The sequence below is a fragment of the Stutzerimonas kunmingensis genome (genome assembly GCF_014764705.1).
Classification (GTDB): Bacteria; Pseudomonadota; Gammaproteobacteria; order Pseudomonadales; family Pseudomonadaceae; genus Stutzerimonas.
On record NZ_JACXXG010000003.1, the window covers coordinates 121,237 to 140,112 of the forward strand.

Here is an 18,876-nt window from a genome sequence, read left to right on the forward strand (position 1 = left end):
CGCTTCACCCCTCAGCGGGGGGAACCAGGGGGTCGGGTTGTTCTGCATCGCGGAGCGACCTAGGGGTACAGGGAGTACCTCCTAATCGGACCGGGTTCTGTGAAGCTGCGGCCGGGGGCGCTATCGCTCCCGGCATGCAGCAACAAATGTCCGATCTGCTTCATCGTCCTTCGCAGTCTCTCCACTCATCTCGCAGTCCCTCTACCTCATCGTTTTCCTCTTGCCGTCTACTGATCTGCGGATGACCCGTGCGCGCGCGCACCGCTATCATCGCGTCCAGCTTTCGACGGGAGAACGACATGCTCAACGGCCTCTGGCTGGGCTTTTTTCTGATCGCCGCGGTTGCCGCCCTCGGGCGCTGGCTGATCGGTGGCGACCCTGCAGTGTTCGCCGCGCTGGTGGAAAGCCTGTTCGCCATGGCCAAGCTGGCCGTAGAAGTGATGATCGTGCTGTTCGGCACCTTGACGTTGTGGCTGGGCTTTTTGCGCATCGCGGAAAAGGCCGGGCTTATCGAACTCCTCGCGCGTCTGCTCGGGCCATTGTTCCGCCGCTTGATGCCCGAAGTGCCGGCAGGCCATCCGGCGCTGGGACTGATCACCCTGAACTTCGCCGCCAACGGCCTCGGACTGGACAACGCCGCGACGCCAATCGGCCTCAAGGCGATGCGCGCGCTGCAGGAGCTCAATCCGCTGCCGACCGTGGCCAGCAATGCGCAGATCCTGTTTCTGGTGCTCAACACCTCATCGCTGACGCTGTTGCCGGTGTCGATCTTCATGTACCGCGTACAGCAGGGCGCGGAAGACCCGACCTTGGTCTTTCTGCCGATCCTCCTGGCGACCAGTGCGTCTTCGCTGGCCGGCCTGCTGGCGGTGGCACTGGTGCAGCGGCTGCGCCTTTGGGACCCACTGGTGCTGGCCTACTTCGTCCCCGGTGCGCTGCTGCTCGGTGGCTTCATGGCGCTGCTGGCCGGGCTGTCGGCGACCGCACTGGCGTCGCTGTCTTCGTTGCTGGGCAACCTGACCCTGTTCGGTCTGATCATCGCCTTTCTGGTCGTCGGCGCGCTGCGCAAGGTGCCGGTGTACGAGGCATTCGTCGAGGGCGCGCAGGAGGGCTTCGATGTCGCCAAGAGCCTGTTGCCCTACCTGATCGCCATGCTCTGTGCGATCGGCGCCCTGCGTGCATCCGGCGCGCTGGATTTCGGTCTGGAAGGCATTCGCTGGCTGGTGGAGTCGCTGGGCTGGGACACGCGCTTCGTCGATGCCCTGCCGACTGCGCTGGTCAAACCGTTTTCCGGCAGTGCGGCGCGAGCGATGCTGATCGAGACCATGCAGAGTCAGGGCGTGGACAGCTTCCCGGCACTGGTGGCGGCGACGGTACAGGGCAGTACCGAGACGACCTTCTATGTGCTGGCGGTGTACTTTGGCGCGGTAGGCATCCAGCGCGCGCGCCATGCGGTGGGCTGCGCGATAGTGGCGGATCTGGCCGGCATCATCGCCGCGATTGCCGTGTGCTACTGGTTCTTCGGCTGAGCCGAAGCCGCGCACTGCCCGGCTCCGAATCTGACGGGCGTTTATAGCGCTTAAAAAAAGAAACCCCGACCACATTTACTGTGGCCGGGGTTTCTCTTGCAGCGACTGCAGTCAGCGCTGGCGGCGGCGCCGCTGCATCCAGACGATCAACCCGAACAGCAGGAAGCCCGGAATCCACATGAATTCCTTCGGCCAGCGATCGGTCGGTGCGCGAACGCGCAGGATCTGCTGGTCGAACTCCAGGCCCGCCTCGGCGGCCGGGCTGCCGAAGGTCACGCTATCGATCAGGACCTTGCCGTCGTCCTCGTACGTCATCAGGCCGATCTTCTCGAGCTTCTCTTCGCCGCTTCCGCCTTCCGGAATGGCCAGCAGCACGACGAACTCGCGCGGGTCGCCCACGTCATCCTCACCCAGCACGCGCAGGCGCAGCTGACTGTCTTCTTCCACCCGTTCCAGCGTCTCGACCAGCGCGGCTGGCTCGATGTCGCGATAGGGGTCGTGGATGATGTCCATCCAGAATCCCGGGCGGAACAGGGTGAAGGCCACCAGCAGCAGCAACAGGCTTTCATACCAGCGGCTGCGCACCAGGAAGTAACCCTGGGTGCCGGCGGCGAAGATCAGCATGGCGATGGTCGCCACGACAAAGATCAGCACGCCGTGCCAGAAGTCCACGTCGATCAGCAGCAGGTCGGTGTTGAAGATGAATAGGAACGGTAGCGCCGCCGTGCGCAGGCTGTAGTAGAAAGCGGTGATACCGGTCTTGATCGGGTCGCCCTTGGACACCGCCGCGGCAGCGAACGATGCCAGGCCCACCGGTGGCGTGACGTCGGCCATGATGCCGAAGTAGAAGACGAACAGGTGCACCGCGATCAGCGGCACGATCAGACCATTCTGCTGCCCCAGCGCCACGATCACCGGCGCCAGCAGGCTGGACACCACGATGTAGTTGGCGGTGGTCGGCAGGCCCATGCCGAGGATCAGGCTGAGGAAGGCCGTGAGCAACAGCATCAGCAGCAGGTTGCCCATCGACAGCAGCTCGACCAGGTCGGCCAGCACCAGGCCGACGCCGGTCTGCGATACCGCGCCGACGATGATGCCCGCCGCCGCTGTGGCGATACCGATGCCGATCATGTTGCGCGCACCGGCGATCAGGCCCTCGCGCAGATCGACGACGCCATCCATGAAGGTGCCGTGCTCGTGGGTGCCGTCCTTGCGCAGCATCGACAGCAGCGGCCGCTGCGTGAGCAGGATGATCACCAGCATCACCGAGCCCCAGAATGCCGACAGGCCGGGCGACAGCCGCTCGATCATCAGGCACCAGACCAGCACCACCACCGGCAGCAGGAAGTGCAGGCCGGAAAGCAGCACCGGACGCGTCTCCGGCAGATGCTCGAGCGGGGCATCAGGGTCTTCATGGGGCAGTGGCGGATTGCTTGCGGCAATCTTCAGCAGGCCCAGATAGACCAATGCCAGTAACGCGCCGATGGCCCAAAGCGCGGAATCGCCAAGTGCCGGTTTCAGCCAGCCAAGACCGTAATAGACGCCCAGGGACAGGCCGGAAATCAGCGCCGCGCCGAAGGCGAAACCAATCAGGCGCTGCATCCACGGCTTAGCGACGTTGGCCCGCGGCAATGCGGTGAGGCCGAGTTTGAGCGACTCGAGATGGACGATGTAGACCAGCGCGATATAGGAGATCAACGCGGGAAGGAACGCGTGTTTGATCACCTCGACATAGGGGATGCCGACGTATTCGACCATCAGGAATGCCGCAGCGCCCATCACCGGCGGCATGATCTGGCCGTTCACCGATGAGGCGACTTCCACCGCACCGGCCTTCTCGGCCGAGAAGCCGGTGCGCTTCATCATCGGGATGGTGAAGGTACCGGTGGTCACCACATTGGCGATCGACGAGCCGGAAATCAGGCCGGTCATGCCCGAGGCCACGACCGCGGCCTTGGCCGGGCCACCGCGGAAATGCCCGAGCATGCTGAAGGCCAGCTGGATGAAATAGTGGCCAGCACCAGCACGTTCGAGCAGTGCACCGAACAGCACGAAAAGAAAGACGAAACTGGTGGAAACGCCCAAGGCGATACCGAACACGCCTTCGGTGGTGATCCATTGGTGGTTGGCCAGCGCGGTGAAACTCACTCCGCGATGGGCCAGCAGGCCGGGCATCCAGGGGCCGGCGACGCTATAGACGAGGAACACCAGAGCAATGATCGCCAGTGGCGGGCCAAGCGCGCGACGCGTGGCTTCCAGCAGTAGCGGAATGCCGAGGCAGGCCGTGATCAGGTCCATGGTGGTCAGGTTGCCGGGGCGCTGCGCCAGTTGTTCGTAAACGATGAACAGGTAGGCGGCGGTGGAGGCAGCGATCAGCCCCAGGGCGATGTCGAACAGCGGTACGCGGTCCCTGGGCGATCTCTTGAAGGCCGGGTAGGCCAGAAATGCCAGCAGCAGCGCGAACGCCAGGTGGATCGAGCGGGTCTCGGTGTCGTTCAGCACGCCGAACCCGAGTACGAAGGGCAGCGGCGAGGCGATCCACAGCTGGAACAGCGACCAGAGCAGCGCCAGCCCGGCGATGACCGCGGCCATCGGGCCTTCGGGCAAGCGCGCACCGACATCCTGGGCGATCAGTTCCTCGGTGGACAGTTGTTTGTCTTGCATGAATTGAGGCCTGTTTTTTCAGGTAACGGAACCGCGAAAACCCGTGGCCATACGGCGCACGGGTTTTCGGCTAAGGCATCGACGTTCAGGGCCGCATCCGCGACGCGGCCCCGCTGAGCCTTACAGCCAGCCGCGTTCCTTGTAGTAACGCTCGGCGCCTTCATGCAGCGGCGCGCTCAGGCCGACTTCGATCATCTCTTCCGGCTTGAGATCCTTGAATGCCGGGTGCAGACGCTGGAAGCGCTCGATGTTCTCGAACACCGACTTCACCAGCTGGTAGACCACTTCGGCATCGACCTTGGCAGTAGTGGACAGCACGGCTTTGCCACCGATGGACTGCGTCGGCTGGTCGTTGCCCTTGTACAGGCCGCCAGGGATCTCAGCCTTGGTGTAGTAGCTCTTGGCAGCCAGCAGCTTGTCGATTTCCGGGCCGGTGATCGGCACCAGAACTGCATCGACGGTGGTGGTGGCTTCCTGGATGGCGCCATTCGGATGACCGACGAAGTAGGTCATGGCGTCGATGTTGTTGTCGCCCAGAGCGCTGGCCTGTTCGGCCGGCTTCAGTTCGGCGGCGAGGGAGAAGGCCGACTTGTCCCAGCCCTTTTCCTTCATGATTTCTTCGAGGGTGTCGCGCTGGCCAGAACCGGGGTTGCCGATGTTGACGCGCTTGCCCTTCAGATCATCGAGACCCTTGATGTTGGCGTCGCGACGCGCCAGCACGGTGAAGACTTCGCTCTGCAGCGAGAAGACGGCACGGATGTCGTCCATCTTGCCTTCTTTCTCGAACGGCGCCACGCCTTCCATCGCCTTGTACTGATGGTCCGACTGCATGATGCCGAAGTTGAACTCGCCACTGCGCAGGCCGTTGACGTTGGCCACGCCGCCGCCGCTCGCCGGCGCGTTGCACTTGATGTTTTCCGCGTTGCGGTTGACGAAGCGGCAGATCGATTGCCCGGCAACGTAATAAACGCCGGTCTGACCGCCCGTGCCGATGGTGACGAACTTCTCTTGCGCCTGTGCCACTGCGCTCAGGCCGGTTCCCGCCAGAGCAGCGGTAAAGATCCATGCCAAGGATTTGCCTTTCATGGATGCACTCCTTTTTGGTTGTTTTCGGATTCCCGGCATCCCTTGTGAGTCTGCGCGGAACTTGAGCCTAGCAGGCGACCGCGTTGGTAACAGCCTGCGGACCTGCCATGTCGATCCGGGCAAGCGTTGCGCCCCAATGCTAGGACCGGATGACGACAGAAGGGTTGCGCGAGCGGCGCCATATTTTTATGTACACATGCTGTACCGCATGTATTATCTGTACAGCCTTGGTGGCCTACTGCCATGCCTGTTGTAAAAGCCGACCGGCGGAGTAGGACTTCAGTCGCATTGCCAGTCGAGACCGATGATATCAATCTGATATCAGTCTCCAGGCGAGGAGACTTGCTGATCGGACAGGACCACGGGCCTGCCGACTGAAGCGCCATCAGGGGCCATCCAGAGGGGTGGATCAATGCTGGCGCTTTTTTCGTGCCCGTCTTCGGCGCTACAAAACCGATACAAACGACCCGCTGGGCCGTCCGCAGCAAGGAGCGATCACCGCAGGGTGGCGATATTGGCAAGGAGTGCACGAGGTACCGAAAAGGTGCATCGACCGAGACGTCCGTGGCGGAGAAGAACAACACGCTTTGCCTTGTTCACGAGACCACCATGCGCATGAACCTGCCGGTCACTGGCTGCGACGTTTCCATCAGCGACACCGCCAATATTCTCTCCACCACGGATCTCAACGGTGACATCACCTATGTGAATCCGGACTTCATCAAGATCAGCGGCTTCGAGGAAAGCGAGCTGCTTGGTCAGCACCACAACATCGTCCGCCATCCGGACATGCCCACCGAGGCCTTCGCCGACCTGTGGTCGAGCGTACGGGGCGGCAGCTCATGGATGGGTATGGTGAAGAACCGCTGCAAGAACGGCGATCACTACTGGGTCAGCGCGTTCGTCACGCCGATCAGCCGCAACGGTTGGGTCGTCGAATACCAATCGGTACGCACCAAGCCCGCGCCGGCTCAGATCGCAGCCGCCGAGCAGCTGTACGCGCAGTTGCGCAACAAGCGTCCGCCGCCTGCGTTGCGTCGTGCACCGCTGAGCGCCCGCAGTCGCGTCGCGCTTCTGGCGGCGCTGGGTGCCGCGCCGTGCGTGGTCGCCGGCGCCCTGCTCGGTGGAGCGGGTCTGATCGCTGCGCTGGCCACCGCCGCTGCCGCCTTGCTGGGTGCAGGTGCAATGGCCTATGTCGCGCTGGCACCGCTGCAGCGCCTCGCCGAGCAGGCACGCAGGGTCGGTGACAACCCGGTGGGGCAGCTGGTCTATGCCGGTCGGCGTGATGAATTCGGCCAGATCGCCTTTGCCATGAAGATGCTGGAAACCGAGGCCGGCGCCATGGTCGGCCGGATTGGTGATGCCTCGCGTCAACTCAGCCAGCATGCCCACGAACTGCTCGGTGCGATGGACAGCAGCACGCAGAGCGCTGCACGCCAGCAAAGCGAAACTGATCAGGTCGCCACGGCGATCAACCAGATGGCGGTCAGCGTGCAGGAAGTGGCAAGCAACGCCCAGCGCACCGCCGAGGCAGCCAGCCGCGCGGACAGCGAAGCGGCGACCGGCACCGAGGTGGTTAACCGTACCGGCGCGGCCATCGGCCGACTGGCGCAGGACATCCAGCAGGCCGGTGACGTGATTCATGAGCTGGAGGCGCACAGCAATGACATCACCAAGGTGCTTGACGTCATTCGCGGCATCGCCGAGCAGACCAACCTGCTGGCGCTGAACGCCGCCATCGAGGCGGCGCGGGCCGGCGAGCAGGGCCGTGGCTTTGCCGTGGTCGCCGATGAAGTACGCAGCCTGGCATCGCGGACCCAGCAGTCGACCCAGGAGATCAACAGCATGATCGGCGCGCTGCAGGGCGGGGCACGGCAGGCGGTGGAGGTCATGCAGCGCAGCCGCGAGCAGGCCATGCAGAGCGTCGAACATGCGGCCCAGGCGGCGCGCTCGCTGCAGGGCATCAACAGCCGGGTCAACGAGATCAGCGCGATGAGTATGCAGATCGCTGCGGCCGTCGAGCAGCAGAGCAGCGTCAGCGAGAACATCAACCAGAACATCGTCAGCATTCGCGGCGGCTCCGATCAGCATGTGGAGAGCGGCCTGCGCAGCCGGCAGAGCGCGTCGGGCGTCGCCGAGCTGGCGAGCAGCATGGAGATGTTGGTGCAGCAATTCTGGACGCGGCGGCGCGGCTGAAGGCCTGCCGATGCCCCGAAATGGTGCGTGCTGGAGAGGGCGCGGCATGTTGCCTGCGCCGTCTGCGCCGGGCTTGTTACGCCGCGCGCGTAAAGGCAAAATGCCACTAGTTTCGCATGCTGCGAAAGCTGCTTTACCGCTCAGGACAACCGGACCTGATAGCTAAGGCGCCAGCCGTGACATTCCCTTGGGGGTGCACCACGGCTGGCGCCTTTTTTTGGGCTCGTTTCGCTGCAAGCCGCGCCCTGACAGAGATCGGCACTCAACCTGCATGTGCTTGCACGAAAAGATGAATCAATGCTGACCGAAGAGACGCTGCGCACTGCGCTGGAAGAAACCATTCAGGTACTGGAACGCACGCGACGCTCGTTCAAATCGCGCGAGCTCGGCCAGCTGCGCCGGCGCCTGATTGAACTGCTCGAGCAACTGGAAACCGACACGGGAGAGAAGGACGAGCGCTGATCGTCAAACCGTAACCGGCCCCCTGTACAAGGATGTCCGCCGCATCCATGCGAGCGCTGCCAACAGAAGCGGCGCCGAACCTGCCTCGCGTACTCAGAACCCATTTCCAAGGAAGATCTGTTTATGCGCACCAACCTTCCCGTCAGCGGCCGCGAAATCACGGTCGGCGAGACGGCGAACATCCTGTCCACCACCGACCTGAACGGCACCATCACTTACGCCAATCCGGATTTCGTGGCGATTTCCGGCTTCAGCGAAGACGAGCTGCTCGGTGAGCCGCACAACCTCGTGCGCCACCCCGACATGCCCGAGGCCGCCTTTGCCGACCTCTGGCAAACGCTGCAGGCGAACAGGTCGTGGATGGGCATCGTCAAGAACCGCTGCAAGAACGGCGATCACTACTGGGTCAGCGCGTTCGCCACGCCCGTCGGCCGTGACGGCAAGGTCGTCGAATACCAGTCGGTGCGGACCCGCGCGCAGCCCGAACAGATTCGCGCCGCCGAGGCGCTTTACGCACGCCTGCGCGAGGGCCGTGCCGCAGGCGCATTGCGCGCTTCGCGGCTCGGGTTGCGTGGCCGCGTGGCGCTGCTGGCTGGCCTCGGCAGTGCCGCAGGCGCGGCGCTCGGCGCGTTGCTGCTCGGTGCGCCGCTGGCCGCCGGTGCCGCCGCGGTCGTGCTAGGCGGTGCGGTGGCCACTGGGTTGGCGGCGCTGGCGCTCGCACCGCTGACGCAGCTGGCGCGCCAGGCGCGACGCATCGGCCACAACCCGGTCAGCCAGTTGATCTACACCGGACGCCGCGACGAGATCGGCGAGATCGCCTTCGCCATGAAGATGCTGGAAACCGAAGCCGGCGCCATGGTCGGGCGCATCGCCGACTGCAGCCGCCAGCTCAGCAGCCACGCCCGCGACCTGCTCGGTGCCATGCATGGCAGTACCGAAAGCGCCTCGCGCCAGCAGCAGGAAACCGATCTGATCGCCACGGCGATTCGGCAGATGACCGCCAGCGTGCAGGAAGTCGCCCTCAACGCGCAGCGCACGGCCGAGGTGGCGGCCCGCGCGGACAGCGAAGCGGCCAGCGGCCGGGAGATCGTCGGCCTCACCGGCAGCAGCATCACGCGGCTGGCCGGTGACATCCAGCAGGCCGCCGAAGTCATTCACCAGCTGGAAAGCCACAGCCAGGAAATCAGCCGCGTGCTCGAGGTGATTCACAGCATTGCCGAGCAGACCAACCTGCTCGCGCTCAATGCTGCCATCGAAGCGGCGCGTGCCGGCGATCAGGGCCGCGGTTTCGCTGTGGTGGCTGACGAGGTGCGTCAGCTGGCATCGCGCACATCCAGCGCGACCACCGATATCCAGAGCATGATCGGCTCGCTGCAGGCCGGTGCGCGCCAGGCCGTGGACGTCATGCAGCGTAGCCGCGAGCAGGCGCAGCACAGCGTCAGCCATGCCGACCAGGCCGAGCATTCGCTCGGCGGCATCAACAGCCGGGTCAACGAGATCAGTGCCATGAGCAGCCAGATTGCCGCAGCGGTGGATCAACAAAGCTCGGCCAGCGAGGAGATCACCCAGAGCATCGTCAGCATCCGCTGCAGCTCGGACAATCACGTTGCCACCGGTCTGCACAGCCAGCGCAGCGCCTGCGGCGTCGCCCAGTTGGCCGATGGCATGCTCGAGCTGGTGCAACAGTTCTGGGCGCGGCGGCGGGCGTGATTGCAGCAGTCTGTCGCTTGCACGGGACAGACTGATATCAGGGTGGCATCATGCACTCGTCGGCGCTTATTAAATGACGCCGGTTGGCTGGCACTTCGCTGGCCATTGCCGCGCCGACGAGGCATTTCCACATGATGCGCGCCTTACTGCTGATGGTCGCCTGCCTGACGTTGCTGCCCTGGACCGGCAACGCGATGGCGGCTGAGCCATCGCCGGTGCTGCAGACAAGGGGGGCGGCGACGCTGCAGGTCGGCGCAGTGGAATACCTGCTGGGCAGGCCGGACGCGGATTTCACCCAGATCGCCGCAGCCGATCTGCCCTGGCAGCGGCTGAACAAACCCAACCTTGGCAAACAGCGCGACGGTGCCTGGCTGCGCCTCCGGCTGCATAACACGGGCGACGCCGCGAAGCGCTGGTACCTGCTGCTGAAATGGCCGGTGCTCGACCGCGTCGCGGTGCGCCTGTATTACCCGGACAGCGACCGCTGGGGTCAATCCATGCTGGCCGGGGATGCCGTGGCACTGAGCAGCCGACCGCTGGCCGACCACCACTTCGTCTACCCACTCGAGCTGCCGGCGGGCGAGCGAGCGGTGGTCTATCTGCAGCTGCAGGCCAGGGAAACCCTCGCCCTGCCGCTGGAGCTGATCGACGAAAAGCAGCTGATCGAAGGCAAGCTCCGCGACGTCACGCTGGTCAGCCTGTTCTTCGGCGGCATTCTGGTGATCGTGCTGTACAACTGCAGCCTGCTGATCTTCACCCGCGACGGCAGCTACTTCCTCTACGTGCTTTACCTGCTCAGCGCGGTGTTCTACGTGCTGACCATTACCGGCTTCGGCCAGCTCTACCTCTGGCCGGAAATCCCCGAGCTGTCGGCACGCTTCTACGGCCTTTCCGCGGCGCTGTGCTTCTTCACGCCGATGCTGTTCGCCCTGCGCTTTCTCGGCATACGCCGCTATGGCGGCTGGGTCTGGGCGGTGTCCATCAGCCTGACCGGCTACTGGGGTGTGGCGGTGCTCATGCTGCTGCTGGCACCGACCCTGGCGCGCTATCTGTTCATGGACAGCGTCGCGCTGCTGCACTGCGTCGTGACCATGGCCGTTACGCTCAACCTGTGGATGCGCGGCAATCCGTCCGCGCGGCTGTTCAGCATCGCCTGGAGCACCTTGCTCGGCTTTACCGTGGTCAACCTTCTGGCGCTCAACGGCACCTTGCCACTCAATGCCTGGACGCTGAATGGCCAGCTGATCGGCATGTTCGCCGAGTTCGTGCTGCTATCCATGGCGCTGGCCGAGCGCATCAACGTCGAGCGCAACCGGCGCATCGCCGCGCAGCAACTGGCATTGCACGCCTCGGAATCGCTGGCCGAGGAGCGCGCACTGCGCTTGCAGGCCAAGCAGGAGGCGCTGGATCTGCAACTGCGCGCCAACGAGGTGCTCGAAGCGCGGGTGTACGAACGCACCCGTGCGCTGGAAGAAGTCCGCCACGGCCTGGAAGCCGCCAATGCCGAACTGATGCGCTTGAGCACCACCGATTCGCTGACCCAGCTGGCCAACCGCCGGCGTTTCGATCGTCTGCTGGACGAGGAAATCCGCCGCGCGCGGCGCGCCGGCAGCCCACTATCGGTGTTGCTCGCCGATATCGATCACTTCAAGCGGGTCAACGACAGCTACGGCCACCCCTTCGGTGACGAGTGCCTGCGCCAGGTCGCGGCAGTGCTCGCCGCCCACTGCCAGCGCGCCGGCGACGTCGCGGCGCGCTATGGCGGTGAGGAGTTCGTCGTCCTGCTGCCGGGGCTCGACGCCGAACAGGCCGTCGCCCTGGCAGAATCGATCCGCTGCACGATCGCGCACCTGCAGCTGCAGCATGGCGAACAGCCGGTGGCGCTGACCATCAGCCTTGGCGTCGCCACGCTGACCCCCTCGCTCGTCGCGCCGGCCGATCTGCTGGCGGCGGCGGATGCGGCGCTCTATCAGGCCAAGAACGCTGGTCGCGACCAAGTGGCTCTGGCCGCTGAGGTCAATGCTGGCGAGCAGACTCCGGCCCTCAACGCTTGAGCGGTATGAAACGGTCCTGCGCGAGGTCCGCGCGGCTCGCTGGCATGCCCTGAAAAAGGGACCGCCCGCTGCGCGCCTAAATACAAAAAGTTACATACAATGAGCCGCTTCAGGCTCCGGTCGCCCGGCGGGGCCGCGCCGATACCACACGTCCTTCCGAAGCGCTTCCGGCTCGATTCCGGCGGCGCTACCGGCCATGAGAAATCGATGCCGTTCAATGCACTGCTGGTCCTGTGCTTCATGCTTCTGCTTGGTGCTGCGCCGGGCCGGGCGATGGCCGAAGACAGCCTGATGATCGAAAGCCGGCACGCTCCCGGGCTGCAGGTTGGCCAACCGGAGTACGCGCTTGGCCGGCTGGAGGCTGGCTTCGACCAGGCACACAGCGACGACCGGGGTTGGCAGCCGCTGCAGGTACCCAATCTGCTCCGCCAGCCAGCAGGCGCATGGCTACGATTCCCGGTGCACAACCTCCAGGCAAATGCCAGCAGCTGGTATCTGTTGCTCAAGTGGCCCGTGCTCGACCGCGTTACGCTGCGCGTCTACTACCCGCGGCAGGACCGATGGGGTGAGCCCATGGTCGCTGGCGATACGCTGGCGGTCAGTCAGCGGCCGGTGGTCGATCACAACCTGGTCTTCCCGCTGAGCCTGCAGCCCGGCGAGCAGGCGGTGGTCTATCTGCAAGCTGGAGGCCAGCGAGCTGATGGTGCTGCCGCTGGAGCTGGTCGACGAGACGAGCTTCATCGAGGGCAAGGTGCTCGATACGGCGCTGTTCAGCCTGTTCTTCGGCGGCATGATCGTCATCGTGCTGTACAACCTGAGCCTGCTGATTTTCACCCGCGACCTCAGCTATCTGCTGTACGTGCTGTATCTGCTCAGCGCAATGTTCTACGTCGGCACCATGAGCGGCTTCGGCCAGCTGGTGTTGTGGCCCGGCGCACCGCCGTTCTCGGCGCGCTTCTACACGCTCTCGGCAACCCTGTGTTTCCTTACTCCGCTACTTTTCGTCGTACGCTTTCTGCAGGTTCGCCAGTACGGCGGCTGGGTCTGGCACATCACCTGGGTGCTGGGCTGCTACTGGATCACGGTGCTGATGGCGGTGCTGCTGATTCCGGAGCATGCACACTGGCTGTTCATGGAATACGTGGCGCTGCCCTACTGCCTGATCAGCCTGGCGGTGACGCTCACGTTGTGGGCCCGCGGCAACGTATCGGCGCGGCTGTTCAGCATCGCCTGGATAACGCTGCTGGGTTTCACCGTCATTCACCTCCTGGCGCTGTGGGGCTACATGCCACTCAATCGGCTGACGCTGCATGGTCAGCTGATAGGCATGTTCATCGAGTTCGTGCTGCTATCGATGGCGCTTGCCGAACGGATCAACCTGGAGCGCGATCAACGCATCGCCGCCCAGCAGCTGGCGCTGGAGACCTCGCGCAGCCTGGCCGACGAACGCGAGCAGCACCTGCAGGCCAAGCAACAGGCACTGCTGATCCAGCAGCGTGCCAATGAAGAGCTGGAAACGCGCGTAGTGGCGCGCACCAAGGCGCTCGAGGAAGTCCGTCACGGTCTCGAGCTGGCGAATGCCGAGCTGCTCAGACTGAGCTCCACCGATCCGTTGACGCACCTCGCCAATCGCCGCCAGTTCGATCAGCTACTCGAAGACGAGGTCCGTCGCGGACGCCGCAACGGCACGCCGTTGACCGTCCTGCTGGGCGACATCGATCACTTCAAGCGAGTCAACGACAGCTACGGCCATCCGTTCGGCGACGAGTGCCTGCGCCGGGTAGCGGCGGTACTCCAGCAGCATTGCCAGCGAGCCGGTGATCTCGCGGCGCGTTACGGTGGTGAGGAGTTCGTCATCACGCTGCCGGCAACCGGCGGGCCGCAGGCGGTGCTGCTGGCCGAGCGGATGCGGCAGGATGTCGAGCGGCTTGAGCTCGACTGCGACGGCGAGCGCGTCAGTCTGACCATCAGCTTTGGCGTGGCTACGCTCGATCCGCAAGCCGCGGCGGCGCCGCTGGAGTTGCTCAGTGCAGCAGACCGTGCGCTCTATGAGGCCAAGCGCAGCGGCCGCAATTGCGTGGTCGAGGCCGCCGACCTCGGGCCGGATGGCGCGACCGTATTTGCCTGAGGCGCGGCCGCCCCTCAGCTCTCGGCCGGTACGAAACGCACCCGCACCAGCAGGCCGCCGAGAGCGCCCTGATCCAGGCTGATCTCGGCGCGATGGGCGCGGACGATTTCGCCGACGATGGCCAGCCCGAGGCCGGCACCATGGCCGCCGGTGTCGCGGCGGTAGAAGCGCGCGAAGACGCGATCGCGCTCGGCGGCCGGAATACCCGGGCCGTCGTCCTCCACCTCCAGCACGGCGCCGTCGAGCACCCGCAGCACCACGTTGCCGCCGTCGCCGGTATGCGCCAGCGCGTTGTCCAGCAGGTTGCTCAGCAGTTCGCTGATCAGCGTCGGCTCGCCGTCGATCCATACCGGTGCCTCCGCCTCCAGCGCCAGGGCGACGCCGCGCTTGTGCGCCAGCGCGGCCATCGCCAGGCCCAGCTCGCGGGCCAGCTGCGACAGGTCCAGGCGCTGCGCGCCGCCTTCGGCGATGGATTGCGCGCCGCTTTCGATGCGCGCCAGCGAGAGCAGCTGGTTGGCCAGGTGGATGACCTTGTCGGTGCTCTGCCCGGCGTCTTCCAGGGTGCTGCGCCAGACCGCCGGCTCGGCTTCGCGCAGGCCCAGCTCGATCCGCGCCTTGAGCGCCGCCAGCGGCGTGCGCAACTCGTGGGAGGCGTCGGCGATGAAGCGCGCCTGGCGTTCGAACTGGCCGCGCAGGCGTTCGGTGAAGCCGTTGAGCGCGACCACCAGCGGGCGCAGCTCGCGCTGCACGCTGACCAGCGGCAGCGGCCGCAGATCGTCCGGTGCGCGTTCCTGCACCGCCTCGCTGAGCCGGCCCAGCGGCCGCAGCGCGGCACTTACCGCCAGCCATACCAGCAGCAGCGCGGCGACGGCCATCAGCCCGACCCGCCACAGGGTATCGGTGAGCAGGCTGCGCGCCATGCGCTCCCGGGCGCCGAGGGTCTCGGCCACGCGGATCTCGGCGATGCCGCTGAGCTCCGGCTCGCTGACCGGCTGCAGCAGGCTCACCAGGCGCACGCCCTGGCCCTGGAATTCGCCATCGTAGAAACGCGCCAGGGCCGGGTAGTCGTCGGTGCGCGGGGTGTCGGCGGCAGGGGCGGGCAGGTTCTCGTAGCCGCTGACCAGGCGCCCCTGGATGTCCAGCACCCCGTAGTAGATGCGTCCGGCGCTGTCATAGGCGAAGGTGTCGAGCGCCACGTAGGGCACGTTGGCGCGCAGCACACCCTCGTGAGTGACCAGGCCGTCGGCGATGGCTCGGGCCGAGGCGAGCAGGGTACGGTCGTAGGCGGTATCGGCAGCGGCACGGCCGTTCCAGTAGGCACTCCAGCCGCTGAACAGCAGCAGCAGCGCGAGCAGGATCGCCAGCCGGCGCAGCAGCCGGGCACGCAGGCTGCCGGCGACCTCCGGCTCAGCCATCGAGCGCCTCGAGCATGTAGCCCAGGCCGCGGAAGGTGACGATGCGCACCGGTTGGCCTTCGAGCTTCTTGCGCAGCCGGTAGACATAGATCTCGATGGCGTCGGCGCTGGCGTCCTCGTCGAGGCCGAATACCTGGGCGGCCAGTTGGTCCTTGCTCATCACCCGACCGGGGCGGGCGATCAGCGCTTCGAGCACGCCCTGCTCGCGCGAGGTCAGCGTCAGGGGCTCGTCGGCCAGGCTGAAGCGCCGCGCATCCAGGTCGTAGACCAGCACACCGCAGCGCTGCTGGCGCTCGCCGCCGCCGACGCTGCGTCGCAGCAGCGCCTTGACCCGCGCTTCCAGCTCGGACAGCTCGAACGGCTTGGCCAGGTAGTCGTCGGCACCTAGGTTGAGGCCGTGCACGCGATCGCTGACCTCACCGCGCGCGGTGAGCATCAGCACCGGCAGCGTCTTGCCGCGCTCGCGCAGGCGCGCCAGCACCTGAAAGCCATCCAGCCGCGGCAGCCCGACGTCGAGAATCGCCAGCGCATAGTCCTCGCTGGCCAGCGCCAGATCGGCGGCGATGCCGTCGTGCAGCAGGTCCACGGTCCAGCCGGCGCCGCGCAGCGCCTGCGCCACGCTCTCGGCCAGCTGGGGGTGATCCTCGACCAGAAGAATCCGCATTGCCTGTCCTCTGCCATTGCGACGGGGCGCCAGTGTAGCGGCAGACGGCAAGAGTCGCCGCAGGCTTTCGACGCTGAAAGGCTGGCGAAAGCTTGACCCCATAGGATCGCTTACAGGTGGCTCGATCCACCTCGCGCGGCGCATGCGCCGTCACAACAAAAACAATAGTGGAGATACCCCGATGCTGACTGCCGTCAGACGCTCACCCGCTCCTGCTCGTCTCGCTCTCGCCGTTGCCGCCGCCTCGCTGGCGCCGCTCGCCCAGGCCGCGTTCATCGAAGACAGCAGTGCAACCCTGCAGACCCACAACATCTACCTGAACCGTGATTTCCGCGAAGGCACCGCCCAGTCCAAGCGCGAAGAGTGGACCCAGGGTTTCATCCTCGACGTGCAGTCCGGCTTCACCGAAGGCACCGTCGGCGTCGGCCTGGATGCGCTGGGCATGCTCGGCGTCAAGCTGGACTCCGGCGGTGGTCGCGCCGGCACCGACCTCTTGCCGGTGCAGGACGATGGCGGCACCCCGGACGAGTTCAGCCGCCTGGGCCTGACCGCCAAGGCGAAGATCGCCGAGACCGAGCTGCGCTATGGCTCGCACATCCCGGAGATGCCGGTGGTCAAGGCCAGCGACAGCCGCACGCTGCCGCAGGTGTTCGAAGGCGGCACCGCCACTTCCAAGGATATCGAAGGGCTGACGCTGATCGGCGGGCGCCTGGACAAGGTCATCGACCGCGCTTCGACCAACTCCCAGGACCTGCAGCTGAACAACAAGAACAGCCGTTTCGCCAGTGCCGCCGAGGCCGATCACCTGACCTTCGCCGGGGCCGAATACGCCTTCAACAAGAACCTCACCGGCCGCTACTACTACGGCGAGCTGGATGACGTGTACCGCCAGCATTTCTTCGGCCTGCTGGCGGTCAAGCCGCTGACCGACAACTCCGCGCTGAGCGCCGATCTGCGCGTGATGTTCAGCGACGACACCGGCGCGGCCAACGCCGGCAAGATCGACAACCAGGCCTGGAACGGCATGCTGGGTTACAGCCTCGGCGGGCACAAGGTCAGCCTCGGCTACCAGCAGATGCGCGGCGATACCGGCTATGCCTATATCGATGGCAGCGATCCGTTCCTGGTCAACTTCGTGCAGATCAACGACTTCGCCAACGCTGACGAGCGCTCCTGGCAGGCCCGTTACGACTACAACTTCGCCGCCATGGGCATCCCCGGGCTGACCTTCCTGACCCGTTACATCTCCGGCGACAACGCCGAATACGCGGGCGGCAGCAACGGCAGCGAGTGGGAACGCGACATCGAGCTGAAGTACGTGGTGCAGAGCGGCCCGCTGAAGAACGTCGCGGTGCGCTGGCGCAACGCGATGTTCCGCTCGGATTTCGCCCGTGACGCCGACGAGAACCGTCTGATCGTCAGCTACAGCCTGCCGATCTGGTAAAGAGAACAAGAACGCGAGGAACACCCGATGAAAACCAGATTCAGCCGTATCGCCCTGCTGTCGTCCTGCCTGCTGCTCTCCAGCCAGCTGCTGGCCGAGCCCAAGCGCCCCGAGTGCATCGCCCCGGCCAAGCCCGGCGGCGGTTTCGACCTGACCTGCAAGCTGGCCCAGAGCGGCCTGAAGGACGCCGGCCTGCTCAAGGCGCCGATGCGCGTCACCTACATGCCCGGCGGCGTCGGTGCGGTGGCCTACAACGCCGTGGTCGCCCAGCGCGCCTCGGAGGCGGGAACCATCACCGCCTTCTCCAGCGGTTCGCTGCTCAACCTCGCGCAGGGCAAGTTCGGTCGTTACGACGAAACCGCGGTGCGCTGGCTGGCCGCGGTCGGCACCGACTACGGCGCGATCTCGGTGCGTGCCGATGCGCCCTACCAGGACCTCGACGACCTCATCGCCGCGGTGAAGAAGGACCCGGGCAGCGTGGTGTTCGGCGCCGGCGCCACCATCGGCGGCCAGGACTGGATGCAGACCGCGCTGATCGCCCGCGCTGCCGGTGTCGATCCGAAGAAGCTGCGCTACGTCGCCTTCGAGGGCGGCGGCGAAACCCTCACCGCCATGCTCGGCGGCCATGTGCAGGTCACTTCCAGCGGCCTCGGCGAAGTCACCCCGCAGCTCGACGCCGGCAAGATCCGTATCCTCGCCGTGCTCTCCGACGAGCGCCTGCCGGGCAAGCTGGCCGACATCCCCACCGCCAAGGAGCAGGGCTACGACATCAGCTGGCCGGTGATCCGCGGCTTCTACATGGGGCCGGAAGTCTCCGACGAGGACTTCAACTGGTGGAAGAGCCAGTTCGGCAGCCTGCTGGCCGACGAGGACTTCGCCAAGCTGCGCGAGCAGCGCGACCTGTTCCCGCTGTCGATGACCGGCGACGAGCTCAAGGCCTTCGTCGAGAAGCAGGTGCAGGACTACAAGGCGCTGGCCGGCGAGTTCGGCCTGGTCAAGTAACGCGAACCGGCCCGCGCCCGCGGGCCGCACGGCGGGCCCGGCAACTGCCGGGTCGCCGAACCCCTGAGGTATCCCGTCATGTACGTACGTGTCTTCGCCGCGGCGTGGCTGCTCGCCTGCGCCGGCCTCGCCCTGCTCGCCTGGGGCTTCGAGGCGCCCTTCGCCTACGACCCGGTCGGGCCGCGCGCCTATCCGCTGCTGCTGCTGTTCCTGATGGCCTGCGGCGCGGCGTGGCTGCTGTTCAAGCCGCACGGCGAGCCGACGCCAGCGTTCGATCGTGCCAAGGCGCAGCGGGCCGTGCTCTGCGTGCTGGCGCTGCTGGCCTATGCCCTGCTGTTCGAAATCCTCGGCTTCGTCATCAGCACTGCCCTGGCCGGTTTCGCCCTCGGCCTGCTGTTCAACGGTCGCCTGTGGCCCAGCGTGATCAGCGGCGTGCTGCTCGGCGTGCTGCTCTACGGGCTGTTCGATTACCTGCTGGACGTACCGCTGCCGCTCGGCCTGCTACGTCTGCTGGAGAGCTGA

General features: G+C 65.7%; 13 protein-coding genes and 1 pseudogene. 10 read left to right on the forward strand and 4 right to left on the reverse strand.

Going from position 1 to position 18,876, the window contains the following annotated elements:
- Positions 1-299: 299 nt before the first annotated feature.
- Complete coding sequence (locus IEG05_RS04085) at positions 300-1,529, forward strand: nucleoside recognition domain-containing protein (RefSeq protein ID WP_046617462.1); 1,230 nt, start codon at positions 300-302, stop codon at positions 1,527-1,529.
- A 111-nt stretch (positions 1,530-1,640) separates the two neighbouring features.
- Here IEG05_RS04085 and IEG05_RS04090 read toward each other — a convergent pair whose 3' ends face one another.
- Positions 1,641-4,193, reverse strand: coding sequence for a TRAP transporter permease (locus tag IEG05_RS04090; RefSeq protein WP_046617463.1), 2,553 nt, complete (start codon positions 4,191-4,193; stop codon positions 1,641-1,643).
- Positions 4,194-4,313: 120 nt separating this feature from the next.
- Positions 4,314-5,279: a TAXI family TRAP transporter solute-binding subunit gene (locus IEG05_RS04095; protein ID WP_014818672.1), complete on the reverse strand. Its 966-nt coding sequence runs from the start codon at positions 5,277-5,279 to the stop codon at positions 4,314-4,316.
- A 609-nt stretch (positions 5,280-5,888) separates the two neighbouring features.
- Between IEG05_RS04095 and IEG05_RS04100 the strand changes: the two genes are divergently transcribed.
- The 6 genes and pseudogenes from IEG05_RS04100 (at position 5,889) to IEG05_RS04120 (ending at position 13,829) form a co-directional block, all read left to right on the forward strand.
- On the forward strand, positions 5,889-7,475 hold the full coding sequence (locus tag IEG05_RS04100; RefSeq protein WP_046617464.1) for a methyl-accepting chemotaxis protein: 1,587 nt from the start codon (positions 5,889-5,891) through the stop codon (positions 7,473-7,475).
- A 297-nt stretch (positions 7,476-7,772) separates the two neighbouring features.
- Positions 7,773-7,937 (forward strand): hypothetical protein, encoded by a 165-nt coding sequence (locus tag IEG05_RS04105; RefSeq protein ID WP_167362157.1) that lies wholly within the window; start codon positions 7,773-7,775, stop codon positions 7,935-7,937.
- Positions 7,938-8,060: 123 nt separating this feature from the next.
- The gene (locus IEG05_RS04110; RefSeq protein WP_046617465.1) at positions 8,061-9,647 is read left to right on the forward strand and encodes a methyl-accepting chemotaxis protein; all 1,587 of its coding nucleotides are present in this window, start codon (positions 8,061-8,063) and stop codon (positions 9,645-9,647) included.
- A gap of 131 nt (positions 9,648-9,778) precedes the next feature.
- Positions 9,779-11,701, forward strand: a complete 1,923-nt coding sequence (locus tag IEG05_RS04115) for a sensor domain-containing diguanylate cyclase (RefSeq protein ID WP_046617466.1) — start codon at positions 9,779-9,781, stop codon at positions 11,699-11,701.
- 291 nt (positions 11,702-11,992) lie between these two features.
- Positions 11,993-12,322 (forward strand): annotated as a pseudogene (locus IEG05_RS23225) (7TMR-DISMED2 domain-containing protein); the annotation flags it as partial.
- Between the two features lie 79 nt (positions 12,323-12,401).
- Complete coding sequence (locus tag IEG05_RS04120; protein ID WP_224742678.1) at positions 12,402-13,829, forward strand: sensor domain-containing diguanylate cyclase; 1,428 nt, start codon at positions 12,402-12,404, stop codon at positions 13,827-13,829.
- A 14-nt stretch (positions 13,830-13,843) separates the two neighbouring features.
- On the opposite strand, the gene IEG05_RS04125 is transcribed toward IEG05_RS04120, so the two are convergent.
- The gene (locus tag IEG05_RS04125) at positions 13,844-15,244 is read right to left on the reverse strand and encodes a sensor histidine kinase (RefSeq protein ID WP_046617467.1); all 1,401 of its coding nucleotides are present in this window, start codon (positions 15,242-15,244) and stop codon (positions 13,844-13,846) included.
- Positions 15,237-15,908, reverse strand: coding sequence for a response regulator (locus IEG05_RS04130; RefSeq protein WP_045633854.1), 672 nt, complete (start codon positions 15,906-15,908; stop codon positions 15,237-15,239). Before IEG05_RS04130 ends, IEG05_RS04125 begins: the two co-directional genes overlap by 8 nt.
- Before the next feature lie 181 nt (positions 15,909-16,089).
- On the opposite strand from IEG05_RS04130, the gene IEG05_RS04135 reads away from it, so the two are divergent.
- The 3 genes from IEG05_RS04135 to IEG05_RS04145 all read left to right on the forward strand — a co-directional run bounded on the left by IEG05_RS04135 (position 16,090) and on the right by IEG05_RS04145 (position 18,876).
- Positions 16,090-17,352 carry an OprD family porin gene (locus IEG05_RS04135; RefSeq protein ID WP_019406031.1) on the forward strand — a complete coding sequence of 421 codons (1,263 nt, stop codon included), beginning with the start codon at positions 16,090-16,092 and terminating at the stop codon, positions 17,350-17,352.
- 27 nt (positions 17,353-17,379) lie between these two features.
- Positions 17,380-18,354 carry a tripartite tricarboxylate transporter substrate binding protein gene (locus IEG05_RS04140; RefSeq protein WP_046617468.1) on the forward strand — a complete coding sequence of 325 codons (975 nt, stop codon included), beginning with the start codon at positions 17,380-17,382 and terminating at the stop codon, positions 18,352-18,354.
- Between the two features lie 78 nt (positions 18,355-18,432).
- Positions 18,433-18,876 carry a tripartite tricarboxylate transporter TctB family protein gene (locus IEG05_RS04145; RefSeq protein WP_011915042.1) on the forward strand — a complete coding sequence of 148 codons (444 nt, stop codon included), beginning with the start codon at positions 18,433-18,435 and terminating at the stop codon, positions 18,874-18,876.